Consider the following 14675-nt stretch of genomic DNA (forward strand, 5'->3'; position numbering starts at 1 on the left):
GTGTATAAGAGACAGTGCCTCCTCCGCTTCCCCTGGCGAAGAAGCCCGACGCGAAGCTCCCGCCGCCGACGGCGCGGGTCGAACCGTCGAGGCCTGTCCCTTCGCCGGAGCGGGGCTCGGGCGGGGAGTCACTGGCGGTGGCACAGGTGCCCCAGGGGGCGGAGGTGAAGAAGGCGGAACCTCAGGCCACCGCGACTGCGCCAGAGGCCGTGGCCGCGAAGCCCGTGGAGAAGGCTCCACCGGTCGTCGTTCCTGTCGCCGATGCTCCGGTTGTGCCCGAGCCGAGCGAGGCGAAGCCCGCCGTGAAGAGCGCGGCTCCTCGCCCGCGCGCCCCCGCGAAGGCGGTGGCCACGGGCAAGTTGGAGTTCCGCATCCGTCCTTATGCGGAGGTCTACCTGAATGGGAAGCACCTCGGGCCGACGCCGATCGCGGCCGTCGAGGTGCCTGAAGGCAAGCACACCATCAGGCTCGTCAATCCCGAGTTGAAGCGGGAAGAGACGCAGAAGTTCGAGGTGAAGGCGGGGCAGAACAACATCTTCAAGTTCAACTTCCAATCAGAGTGAACCGAGTCATTTCCTACGACGGAGCCGCGCCTGTCGTGATTCCTCGGCTGGCGAGCTGGATGCCCCGGTCATCTGCATCCTGCTCCGCGAACTTCGCCAGGTAGCGGTGGGTGACCAGGTCTGCCCAGTCCTGGTCACCCATCAGCCATTCGCGCATGCCAGAGATGTAGCCCCGGAGTTCCTTGCTGGCATCGCGCTCCAGGCGGGTGGCCTCTTCCTGGAAGGCGGCGATCTCGTCACGGACTCTCCGCGCGGTGTAGTCGATGCCTTCTTGAAGGGAATGTCCCTGGGCCGCGAATAACAGGACCATGTTCCGGTTCTGGTCGGGCTCGTGTGCCTCGGTGTGAATGCCATGCAGGTCATTGCCCCAAGAAGCGATGTTGTTGAAATGCAGGTGGAGGTGCTCCATTGAGGGGTGGTGGTACTCCTCGGGAGCCAAGGGCCCCGCATTGGCGACGTCGAGGAGGGCCGCGCAGGCGTTCCCGCCCGAAAGATGTCGGCGAGTCGCGCAGTAGGCTCGCAGCGAAAAGGGATTGTCCAAGAGCTGCCCGACGATTTGAAGTCCCGCGGAGCTCGCTCACATGCGCATGCCCTGGGCGAAGCGCGAGAAGTGCTCGGGGGACAGGAAGCCTCTCAATCGCTGGCAGATGTCCCGCAGGGCCCCCACTCCGAAGAGAGGCTCGGGGCTGCTCTGGTCGAGGTCGAGGACATCCAGGAAGGCGGTGAGATGCGACAGGGTGGAGGCGCTGAGCGGGTTCACCCTGTCCATGACGAGGTCGTCGATGACGAAGAACCATGCGAGGAAGTCCGCGAAGATTTGGAGCAGCGCTGGGGACGCATGGGGAAAGCCTCGGGCCGCGAACGAGGCATACTTCGCTCGCTCCGCCCGTGCCCTGTGCTCCGCCGTGGGGGTGAGCCCGTGCCGGGTGGCCCAGGTGAGCCTCCTGTGTTCCAGTTGCTCGACGTCGGGCGCGCACGCCCCCTGCCATGGAAATGTGATGACAGGGATGCGGAAGTGTTCAAGCTCCAATCGGGCGTGTCTGTCTATTTGAATGGATGCGCGGCGAGAATCCCTGTCGCCAGGTCCACCAAACGGGTGCGCAGCGCTGTCGGCTCCACCACCTCGAAGCCACTTCCCACCTCGAAGAGTTGGCCCACCGCGATGGACTCCCGCTCGAAGTCCACGGTGACAGTCTTTCCCCCATCCTCCACCCGCCCCGCGTCGAACCGGGGCGCATCCGCGGGCGGACGAATCCGTCGCAAGGCCGCCTCCGCTTCGGTCGTCAGCCGCAGCGTCACTTCGTATCGGGCCCGCTTCTCCGCGAAGCGCGCGCACCACTCCCGCCAGAACGCGGGCAAATCGAACCGCGCGGGCCGCTCGAACGTCTCCGCTCGCAAGCGGGCCCCCTCGATTCGCGAGCCCCGGTACACGCGCTCTCCCTTCTGGGTCCCCGCGACCAGGTACCAGCGGTCCGCCTTGAGCACGAGCGCGTACGGGTCCACTTCGCGCCGCCCGCGCTTCCCGTCGAAGTCCCGATACGTCAGCGCCACCTTCCGGTTCAGCCACGCCGCCTCGCGCAGCACCTCCAGGTAGGGCACCGACTCCCGCTCCGTGAACCAGCCCGAGGAGTCCACGTGCAGCCGCTGTCGCGCATATTCCAGCGCGGGTTGCTGCAAGACGGGCAGCGCCGCCGCCAGCTTCGCCAACCCGCTGCTCAGCGGCGCGGACAGGCCCAGGTCGCCCAGCCCGCCTGGCGTGGCGCTCATCGCCGCCAGCGCCTGCAGCTCCGCGCGATTCAATCCCGTGAGCTGCGTCTTCCACCCTTCGAGCAGCGCGACGCCTCCCGCCGAGCCTCGCGTCGCGTACACCGGCACGCCGGAAGCAGACAGCGCGTCGAGGTCCCGGTGGATGGTCCGCTCGGAGACCTGGAGCTCGCGCGCGAGCTGTCCCGCCGTCCGCTTCGGACGGGTCTGCAACAACATCATCAGGCTGACGAGTCGGTCGGCGCGCATGTCGGAAACCCCACCGCGCACTGTACGCGGACCATCATGACAACAGATGTCATGATTCCCTCCATAGGGTGTGCCCATCACCGGCCCATCCACACCCCACCCGCGCCGGTCCGAGGAGAGACACCATGAAGAAGCCACTCGAAGGACGCATCGCCCTGGTCGCTGGAGCCACGCGCGGCGCCGGCAGGGGAATCGCCACGCGGCTCGGCGAGGCCGGTGCCACCGTGTACTGCACGGGCCGCAGCGTGCGCGGCCGTCCCGCCTCCGGCCCCAAGCGCCCGGAGACGCTCGAGGAGACCGCCGAGCAGGTCACCGCGCTGGGCGGAAAGGGCATCGCCGTCCGGTGCGACCACACCGTCACGGAGGAGGTCGCCGCCCTGTGCGAGCGCATCCAGAAGGAGCAGGGGCGGCTCGACATCCTGGTGAATGACATCTGGGGCTGCGACAACATCTCCGAGTTCGGCGTGCCCTTCTGGAAGCAGTCCACCGACAACGCGCGCACCATGCTGGAGCGCGCCGTGCTCACCCACATCATCACCAGCCGCCACGCCGTGCCCCTCATGCTGGAGCAGGAGCGGGGCCTCGTCGTCGAAATCACCGACGGCGACCACTTCGGCTACCGGGGCAGCGTCAACTACGACGTCGTGAAGATGAGCGTCATCCGCCTGGCCTTCGCCATGTCGCGCGACTTGCGCCGCACCCGTGTCACCGCGCTCGCCGTGACGCCCGGCTTCCTGCGCTCCGAGGAGATGCTGGAGAACTTCGGCGTCGCCGAGGCGAACTGGCGCGACGGCGCGAAGGCCGAGCCGGACTTCATCGCCTCCGAGTCACCGGCCTACGTCGGCCGCGCCATCGCCGCGCTCGCCGCGGACCCGGACGTCGCCACCAAGGCCGGCGCCGTCCACAGCTCCTGGGCCCTGGCCCGCGAGTACGGCTTCACCGACCTGGATGGCTCCCAGCCCCACTGGGCCGACTACTTCGAGCGCACCTACCGCGCGCCCTACAGCGTCGCCAACGCCGCCGCCTACGCGTCATGGCACAACAGCCCCATCGACATCGTCCGCCCCAACTGGCCCCTGGAGTGAGTCCGGCGCCCGCGCCCCCTGTCCGCACTGGCGAGGCTGCCCACCTGGGCCTACATGGCTTGGGAGTCCCGGGCCGCTCGCACCGGGCGGGCGACCGACCAGGGGGCTCGGGCGACGGTTGGGCCACGCGCTCGTGGACGTGGCCCCTCGCCGCCGGTAGGGTGCGCGGCTCGAATGGAACGCCCCCTAGTGGTTTCCGCCCTCGAAAATCAGGTCAAGGCCCGGCCGGTGCCGCGCCACGTGGGCATCATCATGGATGGCAACGGTCGGTGGGCGGAGTCGCGGGGTCTGGACCGGCTGGAAGGTCACCGCGAGGGAAGCTCCAGTGTGCGAGAAGTGACCCGCACCGCCCGCCGTGTGGGCATCCAGGCTCTGACTCTCTACGCCTTTTCCTCACAGAACTGGGCCCGCCCCGCGGAAGAGGTCGCCGGGCTGATGGACCTGCTGCGCGACTACCTGGAGCGCGAGCGGGCCGAAATCCTCGACAACGGCATCCGCCTCAACGCGGTGGGTGACGTGGGGCGACTTCCCCGGTTCGTTCGCGAGCCGCTGGACAGCCTCATCACCGCTTCGGCGCACAACACCGGCATGGTGCTGTCGCTGGCGCTGTCCTACGGCGGCCGGGAGGAAATCCTCCACGCCGCCAGCCGGATGGCGGAGGCCATCTCCCGGGGCGAGCTGTTGGCGGACCGGGTGGAACAGGCCGACTTCGAATCCTTCCTGTGGACGAACGGGCTGCCCCCGCTGGACCTGGTGGTGCGCACCAGCGGCGAGCAGCGCGTGTCCAACTTCCTGCTCTGGCAGATGGCGTACGCGGAACTGTGCTTCACCGACGCCCTCTGGCCGGACTTCCGCACCGACGAGTTTCTCCGCTGCGTGTCTCAGTACCAGCAGCGAGAGCGGCGCTTCGGTCTCACTTCCGCGCAGGTCAAGCGGGAGGACACCCCCCAGCGGGCCAAGGCGTGAACGACAAGAACAAGAACCTCGTCGTGCGCATCGTGACGGCGTTGACGCTCCTGCCGCTCGTGGTGTTGCTGCTCTTCCTCGGTGGCGTGTGGAGCGCGGGCCTGTTGGGCCTCGCCGCCGCCGCGTGCGTGGGCGAGTACTACCTCATCGTCCAGAAGCGGCTGAACGCCGCCGCCTGGGTGGGCATGGCCTTCGCCGCGGTGATGCCGTTCCTGCCGCTCAAGGACGCCGCGCGCACGGGAGAGACGGCCTTCTGGCTCACCGTCGTCTTCTCGTTCTTCGCGTGGATATTCCACCTGTTCAAGGGCCCGCTCGCCGAGGCCCCCACGCGCACGGCCCACCTGGTCAACGGCTTCCTGTACGGCGCCGTGGGCCTCACCGCCTTGTCCGCGCTGCGGCTCCTGCCGGACCATGGCCTCGCGTGGGTCATCTGCGCGCTGACGATTACGTGGGGCAACGACACCGCCGCCTACTTCTTCGGCCGCTTCATGGGGCGCCACAAGCTGTACCCCGAGGTGAGCCCCAACAAGACGTGGGAGGGCTTCTTCGGCGGCATGCTCGGCTCGGTGGGCGGCATGTTCATCGCTCGGGGGTTCTTCTTCCCCGTCTTCACCGTGTGGGACTGCGTGCTGCTGGGAATCGCCGGCGGCCTGCTCGGTCCGGTGGGCGACTTGTGCGAGTCCATGCTCAAGCGCGCCTATGGGGTGAAGGACTCGGGGTTCCTGATTCCCGGGCACGGCGGGGTGCTGGACCGCATCGACGCGCTGCTCTTCAACGCCCCCCTGGTGTTCGTCTACGTGCAGTTCGTGCGCGGGCTGTTGCCGTAGAATCGTGAGATTTCGCTCGCCCGCCTGGCTGGCGGGCCCGGATGTGCGTTGTCCGTCCGGGGGCTCACGATTACTGTTGCCGCCATGCCCTCACTTCAGAACCTGGGGTTCTTCATCCTCCTGCTTGGCGTGCTCGTGACAGTGCACGAGCTCGGCCATTTCCTCGTGGCGAAGGCCTGCGGGGTGAAGGTCCTCAAGTTCTCCATCGGCTTCGGGCCCAAGCTCATCGGCTTCGTGAAGGGCGAGACGGAGTATCAAATCGCCCTGCTGCCCTTGGGCGGCTTCGTGAAGATGGCGGGGGACCTGCCCCATGAAGAGCTGAGCCCGGAAGAGGCCAGGCGCGGCTTCCTGGCGCAGCCCCCCTGGAAGCGCGGCCTCATCGTGCTGGCGGGGCCGGCCTTCAACCTCATCTTCCCCGTCATCGTCTATTTCTTCGTGTTCCTCGGCCCGCACCAGGCGACGTCCACCCTGGTGGGCTACGTGGAGCCCGGGATGCCCGCCGCCGCCGCCGGCATGCGCCCGGGAGACCGGGTGATGTCCGTGGAGGGCGAGTCGGTGCGCACCTTCGACGACATGCGGGACACCTTCGTCGGGCGCTTCGAGCGGGCGATTCCCATCGTCGTGGAGCGGGACGGCCAGCCGGTGACGTTGACGGTGACGCCCATCAAGAACACGGAGACGTCGCCCATCGACACGGTGGAGCGGGGCCTCATCGGCGTGTTGCCGCTGGCCAAGCCGCCGCTGGTGGGCGTGCCCCCGGGGTCCGTGGCGGAGACCGCGGGGCTGCGCACGTTCGACCGCGTGCTGAGCGTCAACGGCGCCAGCGTCCCGGATGAGGCGCGGCTGTACCAGGAGCTGGGCCGGCACCCGGAGGGCGAGCCGCTCAAGGTCGTCGTGCGGCGCATGGACACCGTGGAGGCGGGCGTGGTGCAGGGGCAGGTGGCCCGCGTGGTGGAGGTGACGGTGCCGCGACAGCCCGGCGCGGGTCTGGCGGCGCTGGGCGCGGAACCGGCGGACCAGTACGTGGCGACGGTGATGCCCGGCAGCGCGGCCCAGAAGGCCGGGCTCAAGCAGGGTGACCGCATCGTGTCGCTCGACGGCGAGCCGCTCGCGTCCTTCCGGCTGCTGGAGGTGAAGCTCAGCGGCGCCGAGGCCAAGCCCTTCTCGCTGACGTGGCGGAGCAAGGACGGCGAGCACACGCAGACGATTGCGCAGGCGCCGCTGATGGCGGAGGACGCCATGGGGCAGCAGCTCTCCAAGCTCTCCCTGGGCGCGCGCGGCTGGACGCTGGTGGACGCGGACGTGGCCAAGGCGGACGAGGTGACGGTGCACCTGGGCCCCGCGGCGGCGCTGAAGCAGGCGGCCGTCGTCGTTCCGAAAATCGTCGGGCAGATGGTGAAGGTGCTCGGCGGTCTGGTCACCCGCGACGTGCCGCTGAGCACGGTGGGTGGCCCCATCATGATGTACCAGCTGGCGGCTCGCAGCGCGGAGCAGGGGCTGGACTCCTTCCTCAACCTGATGGCCATCATCTCCATCAACCTGGGGGTGATGAACCTGTTGCCCATCCCCGTGCTGGACGGGTTCGCGCTGCTGTCCGCCGCGTGGGAGGGCATCCGCCGTCGTCCCATTCCGGTGCGCGTGCGCGAGGCCGCCAACATGGTGGGTCTGGCGCTGCTCATCCTGTTGATGCTGCTGGTCTTCACCAACGACATCACCCGCTAGAGAGGCCCCATGCGCGCGAGCACCGTCGTCATCCTGCTGGCGCTGGGCATGGGCCTCTCCACCGGCTGCGCGTCGCGCGCGGCGAAGCCGGACTCGCGCGAGGAGCCGAACCCTTCGCCGCCGTCTCCGGGCGTGACGAGGCGCGAGCAGATGCCGCGCTCCTATCTGGGCGAGGGCCTGGCCTCGTTCTACGGCCCGGGGCTGCACGGCCGTCCCACCGCGAGCGGGGAGCGCTTCAACCAGAACGAGCTGACGGCCGCGCACCGCAAGGAGCGCTTCGGTTCGTGCGTGCGCGTGGTGAACATGGAGAACGGTCGCTCCGTGCAGGTCCGGGTGAATGACCGGGGGCCTTACGTGGACGGTCGCATCATCGACGTCTCGAAGGCCGCCGCCTCCAAGCTGGGCATGTTGGACAAGGGAGTGGTGCGCGTGCGGCTGTATCGCTGCAAGGACGCCGTGTCGGAGATTCCCCGCGCAATGTGGGCCGTGCCGGTGTAGGGAGCGCCCATGTTCCTCGCGCTGGACACCTCCACGCTGACGATGTCGCTCGCCCTGGTGGAGCGCGGGCCGGATGGCGCCGTGCGCGCGGTGGAGCACTCCGTGGTGCGTCCGCCCGTGAAGCAGAGCGAGGCGCTGCCCGGTGTCGTCGGGGAGCTCCTGGCCCGTCATGGCCTCAAGCTGGCGGACCTGGAGGGGCTCGTCGTGGGCCTGGGGCCCGGCTCCTTCACGGGGCTGCGCATCGGCCTGGCCACGGTGAAGTCGCTGGCGTACGCGACGGGCCTCAAGGTGGCTGGCGCGTCCTCGCTGGCGGCCGTGGCGCTGGAGGGCCCGGAGGACGTGCCGCTGTACTGCCTCGCGGTGGCGCGCAAGGACGACCTGTACCTGGGCGCCTACGTCCGGCGTGGCGCCACGGTGGAGGCGCTGGAGCCGGAGACGGCCATGTCGCCCAAGGACGTGGCCGCGCGCATGGCCGCGGAGCCCCGGGCGGTGGCGCTGGGGCCGGCGCTGGTGGACTACCGCGCGGCGCTGGTGTCCCACGGCGTGGCCCCGGAGCGGCTGCTGACGGGGGGGGAGTTCCCCTCGGCGGTGGAGCTGACGCGGCTTGTGCGCATGCCGGAGACGTTCTCGCTCGAGGCCCTCTTCGCCATGGAGCCGCACTACGTGCGGGCCTCCGAGCCGGAGCGAAACCCCAAGTTCCCTCCGCTGCCGGGGCCGGTGCCCACGGCGCGGTTGAAGGACGACTGAAGCGTCCAGCGCTCACGCGCTCGGGCGATGCAAAGGACGCGCGATGAAAGACGATTTCAAGATTGCCGTGGTGGGCGCCACGGGCGTGGTGGGCCGTGAGGTGTTGGCCGCGCTGCACGCGCGCGACGTGCCCGCGGAGCAGGTGCATGCCTTCGGCTCCGAGCGTTCGAAGGGCCTGTCGGTGGAGTACGGCGAGGACTCGCTGGACGTGGAGCGCGCCGTGCCCGAGGCCTTCCGGGGCATGGGCCTGGTGCTGCTGGCCACGCCCGCCGAGGCGTCCCGCACGCTGGCGCCGGCCGCGCAGGCCGCGGGCGCATGGGTGGTGGATGTCAGCTCCGCCTTCCGGGGCGACGGCAACGTCCCGCTGGTGCTGCCGGGCTTCAACACGGAGCTGCTCGGCGCGACGATGAAGGGGCGCATGGTGTGCCTGCCGAGCGCGGTGACGACAGCCTCCGTGCATGTCGTCGAGCCCCTGCGTCGGGCCTTCGGCGTGGTGCGCGCGCAGGTGACGGCGATGATGAGCGTGTCCAGCGCGGGCGTGCGCGGCGTGGCGGAGCTGGAGAAGCAGACCGCGGACTTGATGTCCGGGCGGGAGCCGGACCCGAGCGTCTTCCCGCACCGCGTGGGCTTCAACCTGGTGCCCCAGGTGGGCGGCTTCATGGTGGGCTCCCCGTGGACGGAGGAGGAGGGCGGCTGGACGCTGGAGGCCGCGCGGCTGTTCGCGACGGTAGGGGATGCGCTCGTGCTCGCCGGCACCGCGGTGCAGGTGCCCAGCTTCTACGGCCACGGCCTCACCCTCAACGTGCAGCTCAAGAAGGCGGGCCCGGTGGAGCAGGTGCGCGCGGCCCTGAAGACGTCGCCCGCCCTCAAGGTGCTGGACACCCCCGGTGAGCGCATCTACCCCATGCCCATGCTCGTCACGTCGGACCCCACGGTGCACGTGGGCCGGGTGCGCGCCTTCCCGCAGGCCCCGGAGTGGGTGACGCTCTTCGCCGCCGTGGACAACGCCACCCGGGGCGCCGCCCTCAACCTGGTGGAGGCTGGCCTCAAGCTGGCTGAGCGCGCCGTCTGACAAATTGGCACAAGGGCCGCGGCCGTCCTGCCTGTTTGGCTCGCCAGGACGGCCCGCGAGGGCCAAAAGTAGGCATGCGGGAACGATTTGAGTGTGGCCTCCCGCTTGCTAGCTTGCGGCTTACCCATGCGCCTCACATTCGCCGTGCTCCTGCTCTTCGCGTCGACCGCCCTTGGGCAGACGGCCCCGGTCGTGAACTTCGCGATCCCGGGCACCACCGCCCAGAACAACGAAATCGTTGTCTCCAAACAAACCTGCGCCGACCTGAGGACCGTCACCTGGACGCGGACGGGGGCCCTGGCGTGCAGCTCGCTCATCTTCTGGCTGTCGCCGGACAACTGTACGGGGGAGCCGGGCACGGGGGACCTGGTGCTCGGTAATGAGGTGCCCCAAGGTGACACCACGACCCTGTCCGGCACGCTCCAACTGAGGATGAGCGACGCGCTCGCCGCGAGCAGCCCGACCCTTTCGTGTAGCACCCAGGCGGAGAACAAGAGCTACAAGCTTTGTGCGTCGACGGAGAAGCAGGACTCGACCCTGGACTGTGACGATGAGCGCTCCAACATCGGCCAGCCGACCATCACCTTCACCCTGGACCCGGTCGCTCCCCCAGCGCCCGCGCTTCCGGCCGTGACGGGGCTGGACAGCGCGCTGAGCGTCAGTGTGACGGTGTCTGGTGACGCGTCGCAGATGAAGGTGCAGGTGGTGGAACTGGTGCAGGGCGGAGAGGACGGCGGCACGGTCACCGCAGGCGAACTCGTGGTGGAGAAGACCCAGACGATCGACAACACGGTGTTCCGGATGGACGGCTTGGTGAACGGCAAGTTGTACGGCGTGCAAGCCATCGCCTACGACAAGGCGGGGAATCCGAGTGACGAGTCGCCCCTGGCGACCGGCTCGCCGATTCCGAGCGATGGGTTCTTCGCGGCCTATCGTGAGGCGGGCGGTCAGGAGACGGGCGGGTGTGGAGCGGGTGGTGGCGGGCTCGCGCTGGGCGCTGTGGTGGCGGCCCTGGGGTTCTGGATGATGTCGAGGAGGAAGCTGTCATGAGTCGGGCACGGGCCGTGAGTGTGGCCATGATGGTCGCCGCGCTGCCGGCGTGGGCGCAGGACGTCGGAGTGGTTTCGGACGAGCAGTTCCAGTCGCCTCGCAGCGGCGGCATCATCATCCGGGCGGGCGGCTACAAGCCGCTGTTGGATGATGAGAAGGCGCTCAATGGGAAGACGCCCTTCAAGGACACGTTCGGGGATTCGTCGCTCCTGCTCGCGGAGCTGGAGATTCAGGGGTACTTCTACCAGGGCATTGGCACCGCGGGTGTGGGGGTGTCGGCCGGCTACGGCGAGAAGTACGCGGCGGCGAAGCTTGAGAGCGGAGCCAACGCGGCGGAGCTGACGGCGCTGAAGGTGGTGCCGCTCGGGCTCAACCTCTTCTACAAGTTCGACTACGCCGCCTTCGAGTGGGGCATCCCCCTGGTGCCGTACGGCAAGGTGGGCCTCGTCTACTCGCCGTGGTGGGTGACGAAGGGCAACGACGACGAGGTGGTCGACGGCATCAACGCCAGCGGCGGCAAGTGGGGTTGGAGCGCGACGGGCGGGATGTCCTTCCTGCTGGACGTGCTGCAGCCGCGCTTCGCGCGCGACTTCGACTCGGGGCTGGGCATCAACCACAGCTACCTGTTCGCCGAGTACACCTACTCGGATGTGGACAATTTCGGCAAGCCGGGCTTCGTGCTCTCCAGCCGGCGCTGGATGTTCGGACTCGCGCTGGACTATTAGCGGCGGATGCCGCTCTTTCCGCGCTCCTTCCGCCCGTTCGTCGCGCTCCTCCTCTTGATGGTCGCCGTGGGCCCCTGGGCCTCCGGCTGCCGGCGCGTCGTCCGGGCGGACCTGGGCGCGGACCGCACCGTGGAAGCGGGCGTGCCCGTGGAGCTGGGCTCGGGCGAGGCGGGGGCGCAGGCCCTCACCTGGGAGCCCGGTGACGGGACGCCCGCGTCGCAAGGCGCGCGGCTGTCACATGCGTTCGCGCGCGTGGGCACGTACACGGTTCGGGCGCTGCACGAGGGCCAGGAGGTCGGCCGCGTGCGGCTCACCGTGGTGCCGCGTCCGCTGCTGCGCGCGGTGCCCTCGGATGCGCGCTCGCTGCTGTGGGTGCCTCGACTGCAGGGCAACGTGGAGCCGCTCGTGGACTTCTATGAGCGGCTCGTCGGTCCCGACGAGGCGGAGCAGGCGCTGCGGGAGGCTCCCCTGGTGTCGCTCGTGCTGAGCAGCCTGACGAACGGCTCCAGCAGCGTGGTGGACCCCGAGGAGGGCTTTGGCCTCTTCATGGTGCCCGCGTTCGACGGCGTGGTGGCGCTCCTGGGCGTGACGGAGCCCGACGCGGCGCTGGCGGCGGTGGCGAAGGAGCTGGAGGGCGTGGGGCACGAGGTGACTCCCACCGGGGACGGCGCCATGCGCGTGACGCCCCTGGACTCCAGCGAGGCGATGCTGCTGTTCGTCGACCGGGGCTACCTGTACCTGGCGATTCCGGACAGCGCGGATGCCGACGCGGAGCCCGAGGCGGGTGAGACGCTGGAGGTGCTGGCCCTGGCCGAGGAGGCTCCGGCGGTGGTGGGCGACGTGGAGGTGGCGCGCCGCGCGGTGAAGGGCCTGTCCGGCCCCGGGCTCTCCGAAGCCGCGCTGCTGACGGAGCTGCGGCCGAAGGTGGCCGAGGGCAATGTCTACGTGTACTCGGGCGCGCTGCGGCGGGAAGAGGAAGGGGAGGAGGCGGGGCCGGTGCGTGGGTTCTTCGCGTCGGTGACGGTGCTGCCGGAGCGCCTGTCGTTGGATGGCTTCCTGTCATCCACGCGGCCGTTGTTGCAGGGGGCGGATGCGCCCGCGTCGGCGCTGCTCCTGGACAGCGCGCTGGGGCCGGTGGCCGCCGCGCAGCTCTCCGTGCCTCCGGAGGAATTGGCGAAGCTGGTGTTCGGCGCGCCGGGCTCACCGCACCGGGAGCGCACGGTGGAGCGCTGGCGCGCGCGGGGACTGGACGCGGAGGCGCTGTTGAAGGCGCTGCGCGGCGACGTGGCCATGCTGGTGTACTTCGACGCGCCCGCGTTCCTGCGCAACTTCGTCCAGAAGCAGCGCCCGGAGCCCAAGGGCACGCTGCTCATCGACGCGGGCCTGACGTCGGCGGAGCCGGTGATGCGACTGCTCGATGCGCGGCTGGAGGGCACGTCGCTGCGCTACAGCACGGAGAAGATTCCCGGAGGCAAGGTCTACCGGACGCTGCTCCAGGGGTATCCCATCGAGCTGAAGGTGGGGCCCGAGCGGGCCACGCTCGTCGCGGGCGAGTCGCTGGACGGCCGGCCACGCGGCGACGTGGGCCGTGCCCTGCGCGAGCAACTGGGAGGTGAGGCGTTCGGTGCCGGGCACATGTCGGTGATGGCGGACCTGGGCCAGCTTCGCGCGGACCTGGATGCACAACGGTCCGTGCCCGGGGTGTCGCCGGAGCGGCTCGCGTCCGCCCAGGCGCTCATCAAGGCGGTGCTGGAGGGGTTCACGCCCCTGGACTCGGCCTTCCTGGACTTCTCGCTCGCCGAAGGAGGCGCGCGGCTCAAGGGCGAGCTGCGGCTTCGCGAGGACACTCGGACGGGACGAGGTTGGCGGTGAGCGCGGGGGGCACCATCACCGTGCTGTACTTCGCCGCCGCGCGTGAGCGGACGGGACGGGCGCGTGAGTCCGTGGAGGTGCCCGAGGGCGCGTCGGTGAAGGACGTGCTCGGGTTGCTCGCGACGGCGCACCCGGGGCTCGCGGTGCTGTTGCCTCATCTGCGCGTGGCGGTGGACCAGGAGTTCGTGGGCGCGGAGGCGCCGGTGCGCGCGGGCGCGGAGGTGGCGCTGATTCCTCCCGTGGCGGGTGGCTCGCCCGGACTGTTCCGGGTGGTGGACCGGCCGTTGCGGCTGGAAGAGGTGGTGGAGGCGGTGGGCGGTGATGCGTATGGCGGGCTGGTGACGTTCAGCGGTTCCGTGCGCGACCAGACGAAGGGGCGACGCGTGCTGCGGTTGGAGTACGAGGCCTACGCGCCCATGGCGGAGAAGAAGCTGGCGGAGATTGGCGCGGAGGCCACGGCGCAGTGGCCCGGTGTGCGACTGGCGATTGTCCACCGCGTGGGCACGCTGGTGCCCGGAGAGCTGGCGGTGGTCATCGCCGCCGCGGCCCCGCATCGCAAGGAGGCGTTCCGGGGCTGTGAGCACGCCATCGAGCGGCTCAAGCAGGACGTGCCCATCTGGAAGAAGGAGTTCTTCGAAGACGGCGAGGTCTGGGTCGGGCTGGGGCCCTGACGTCTCAGCGCGCGCGGAAGGTCGCGGGGATGTGGACCTCCGGGCCCGCGTCGGGTTGCTGCTGCGCGCGCTCCGCGTCGGTGATGGGGCGCATGGGTTTGTCGAGGCCCATCGCCTTGCGGCGCGCGGCCTCCTTGTCGGCGGCCAGTTGCAGCGCGCGCGCGTTGGATTCAGCGGCGCGTTCCGGTGTCGGGCCCGCGAGGAGGAAGCCCACGGGGAGGCTCAGGAAGAGCAGTGCGACGATGACCAGCCAGCCCATGTCCTTCCACTGGAGGGGGCCGACGCGCTCCTTCACGACGGAGCTCTGGACGAGCAGTGACAGGTGGCCTTCCGTCAGCCGCAGCGTCATGCCGTCCGCGAGCGCCACCGAAGTCCGGCCCTGGTCCTGGACGCGCTGGTTGTCCGGCAGGGAGGTGAAGGCGTCGCCGCGTGCCTTGTGGTCCACGTGGACGTTGGGCGGCAGGTGGATGCGCCAACCGCGCCCGGTGCGCTCGGCCATGAGGAAGGGCTCCTCCGGCAGCGTGAAGCCATAGAGGGGCAGGGGCGCCTTTTCATCGGGCGCGGCAAGCACCTTCGCCTGCTCGGGCCCGTAGCTCCAGGCTTCCGCCAGGTTCTCTCCCCAGTACAGCTCGAAATACAGCCCGCCGTCCGCCTTGGTGCTCATCTCGCCTGCAAGCATATGCGTCCTGCTGCCTCTCGGCCGCGTCATCGGGTGCGGAAGCCCACCGGTGGACACGAAACGTCCGCCCGCCTGCCTGACAACCGAGGGAGGGCTGGGGTTCTCCCTGCCTGTTCACGTGGCGGAGGGGGCGCTCGTCCCATCCGGGCCCGTGGGGAGCGGGGCACTCGGGGACGGTTTCGCGG

The 14675-nt window shown here is 69.8% G+C and carries 16 protein-coding genes; 12 read left to right on the top strand and 4 right to left on the bottom strand.

Annotated elements, in window-relative coordinates; genetic code table 11:
* The first annotated feature begins 14 nt into the window (after positions 1-14).
* A complete protein-coding gene (locus HUW62_RS50185; protein ID WP_368670582.1) occupies positions 15-563 on the top strand; it encodes a PEGA domain-containing protein in 549 nt (182 codons plus the stop codon).
* A 13-nt stretch (positions 564-576) separates the two neighbouring features.
* On the opposite strand, the gene HUW62_RS38480 is transcribed toward HUW62_RS50185, so the two are convergent.
* The 3 genes from HUW62_RS38480 to HUW62_RS38490 are packed head-to-tail and all read right to left on the bottom strand — an operon-like array spanning position 577 to position 2576.
* Positions 577-1104, bottom strand: a complete 528-nt coding sequence (locus tag HUW62_RS38480; RefSeq protein ID WP_255203893.1) for a hypothetical protein — start codon at positions 1102-1104, stop codon at positions 577-579.
* A gap of 36 nt (positions 1105-1140) precedes the next feature.
* Positions 1141-1593 (bottom strand): hypothetical protein, encoded by a 453-nt coding sequence (locus HUW62_RS38485; protein WP_176437241.1) that lies wholly within the window; start codon positions 1591-1593, stop codon positions 1141-1143.
* Positions 1594-1607: 14 nt separating this feature from the next.
* On the bottom strand, positions 1608-2576 hold the full coding sequence (locus HUW62_RS38490) for a YafY family protein (protein WP_163868304.1): 969 nt from the start codon (positions 2574-2576) through the stop codon (positions 1608-1610).
* 125 nt (positions 2577-2701) lie between these two features.
* Between HUW62_RS38490 and HUW62_RS38495 the strand changes: the two genes are divergently transcribed.
* The 11 genes from HUW62_RS38495 to moaD all read left to right on the top strand — a co-directional run bounded on the left by HUW62_RS38495 (position 2702) and on the right by moaD (position 13811).
* Entirely contained in the window at positions 2702-3661 is a 960-nt protein-coding gene (locus HUW62_RS38495; RefSeq protein ID WP_163868305.1) for an SDR family oxidoreductase, read from the top strand.
* Positions 3662-3835: 174 nt separating this feature from the next.
* The gene (uppS, locus tag HUW62_RS38500; protein WP_163868306.1) at positions 3836-4627 is read left to right on the top strand and encodes a polyprenyl diphosphate synthase; all 792 of its coding nucleotides are present in this window, start codon (positions 3836-3838) and stop codon (positions 4625-4627) included.
* Positions 4624-5454, top strand: a complete 831-nt coding sequence (locus tag HUW62_RS38505) for a phosphatidate cytidylyltransferase (RefSeq protein ID WP_163868307.1) — start codon at positions 4624-4626, stop codon at positions 5452-5454. The genes uppS and HUW62_RS38505 overlap by 4 nt, the downstream gene beginning before the upstream one ends.
* A gap of 84 nt (positions 5455-5538) precedes the next feature.
* Positions 5539-7176, top strand: a complete 1638-nt coding sequence (gene rseP / locus HUW62_RS38510) for an RIP metalloprotease RseP (RefSeq protein WP_176437242.1) — start codon at positions 5539-5541, stop codon at positions 7174-7176.
* A 9-nt stretch (positions 7177-7185) separates the two neighbouring features.
* Positions 7186-7674 carry a septal ring lytic transglycosylase RlpA family protein gene (locus HUW62_RS38515; RefSeq protein ID WP_163868309.1) on the top strand — a complete coding sequence of 163 codons (489 nt, stop codon included), beginning with the start codon at positions 7186-7188 and terminating at the stop codon, positions 7672-7674.
* A 9-nt stretch (positions 7675-7683) separates the two neighbouring features.
* Positions 7684-8421 (top strand): tRNA (adenosine(37)-N6)-threonylcarbamoyltransferase complex dimerization subunit type 1 TsaB, encoded by a 738-nt coding sequence (gene tsaB / locus HUW62_RS38520; RefSeq protein WP_163868310.1) that lies wholly within the window; start codon positions 7684-7686, stop codon positions 8419-8421.
* A 43-nt stretch (positions 8422-8464) separates the two neighbouring features.
* Positions 8465-9493, top strand: a complete 1029-nt coding sequence (locus tag HUW62_RS38525; protein WP_176437243.1) for an aspartate-semialdehyde dehydrogenase — start codon at positions 8465-8467, stop codon at positions 9491-9493.
* A 126-nt stretch (positions 9494-9619) separates the two neighbouring features.
* Positions 9620-10543 (top strand): MXAN_2561 family MXYO-CTERM-anchored protein, encoded by a 924-nt coding sequence (locus HUW62_RS38530; protein WP_255203894.1) that lies wholly within the window; start codon positions 9620-9622, stop codon positions 10541-10543.
* Entirely contained in the window at positions 10540-11268 is a 729-nt protein-coding gene (locus HUW62_RS38535; protein WP_163868312.1) for an MXAN_2562 family outer membrane beta-barrel protein, read from the top strand. The genes HUW62_RS38530 and HUW62_RS38535 overlap by 4 nt, the downstream gene beginning before the upstream one ends.
* A gap of 6 nt (positions 11269-11274) precedes the next feature.
* Positions 11275-13140 carry a PKD domain-containing protein gene (locus tag HUW62_RS38540; RefSeq protein ID WP_163868313.1) on the top strand — a complete coding sequence of 622 codons (1866 nt, stop codon included), beginning with the start codon at positions 11275-11277 and terminating at the stop codon, positions 13138-13140.
* Positions 13137-13811, top strand: coding sequence for a molybdopterin converting factor subunit 1 (moaD, locus tag HUW62_RS49720; RefSeq protein WP_163868314.1), 675 nt, complete (start codon positions 13137-13139; stop codon positions 13809-13811). The genes HUW62_RS38540 and moaD overlap by 4 nt, the downstream gene beginning before the upstream one ends.
* A gap of 4 nt (positions 13812-13815) precedes the next feature.
* Here moaD and HUW62_RS38550 read toward each other — a convergent pair whose 3' ends face one another.
* Positions 13816-14475, bottom strand: a complete 660-nt coding sequence (locus HUW62_RS38550; RefSeq protein ID WP_240356751.1) for a hypothetical protein — start codon at positions 14473-14475, stop codon at positions 13816-13818.
* Positions 14476-14675: the final 200 nt, after the last annotated feature.

The organism is Myxococcus sp. AM011 (genome assembly GCF_013372595.1).
Lineage (GTDB): Bacteria > Myxococcota > Myxococcia > Myxococcales > Myxococcaceae > Myxococcus > Myxococcus eversor.

Excerpts from the sequence above, each read along its gene's own strand:
- HUW62_RS38490 (WP_163868304.1), bottom strand. The coding sequence starts at position 2,576 with ATGCGCGCCGACCGACTCGTCAGCCTGATGATGTTGTTGCAGACCCGT.
- HUW62_RS38495 (WP_163868305.1), top strand. The coding sequence starts at position 2,702 with ATGAAGAAGCCACTCGAAGGACGCATCGCCCTGGTCGCTGGAGCCACG.
- uppS (WP_163868306.1), top strand. The coding sequence starts at position 3,836 with ATGGAACGCCCCCTAGTGGTTTCCGCCCTCGAAAATCAGGTCAAGGCC.
- rseP (WP_176437242.1), top strand. The coding sequence starts at position 5,539 with ATGCCCTCACTTCAGAACCTGGGGTTCTTCATCCTCCTGCTTGGCGTG.
- HUW62_RS38515 (WP_163868309.1), top strand. The coding sequence starts at position 7,186 with ATGCGCGCGAGCACCGTCGTCATCCTGCTGGCGCTGGGCATGGGCCTC.
- tsaB (WP_163868310.1), top strand. The coding sequence starts at position 7,684 with ATGTTCCTCGCGCTGGACACCTCCACGCTGACGATGTCGCTCGCCCTG.
- HUW62_RS38525 (WP_176437243.1), top strand. The coding sequence starts at position 8,465 with ATGAAAGACGATTTCAAGATTGCCGTGGTGGGCGCCACGGGCGTGGTG.
- HUW62_RS38530 (WP_255203894.1), top strand. The coding sequence starts at position 9,620 with ATGCGCCTCACATTCGCCGTGCTCCTGCTCTTCGCGTCGACCGCCCTT.
- HUW62_RS38535 (WP_163868312.1), top strand. The coding sequence starts at position 10,540 with ATGAGTCGGGCACGGGCCGTGAGTGTGGCCATGATGGTCGCCGCGCTG.
- HUW62_RS38540 (WP_163868313.1), top strand. The coding sequence starts at position 11,275 with ATGCCGCTCTTTCCGCGCTCCTTCCGCCCGTTCGTCGCGCTCCTCCTC.
- HUW62_RS38550 (WP_240356751.1), bottom strand. The coding sequence starts at position 14,475 with ATGAGCACCAAGGCGGACGGCGGGCTGTATTTCGAGCTGTACTGGGGA.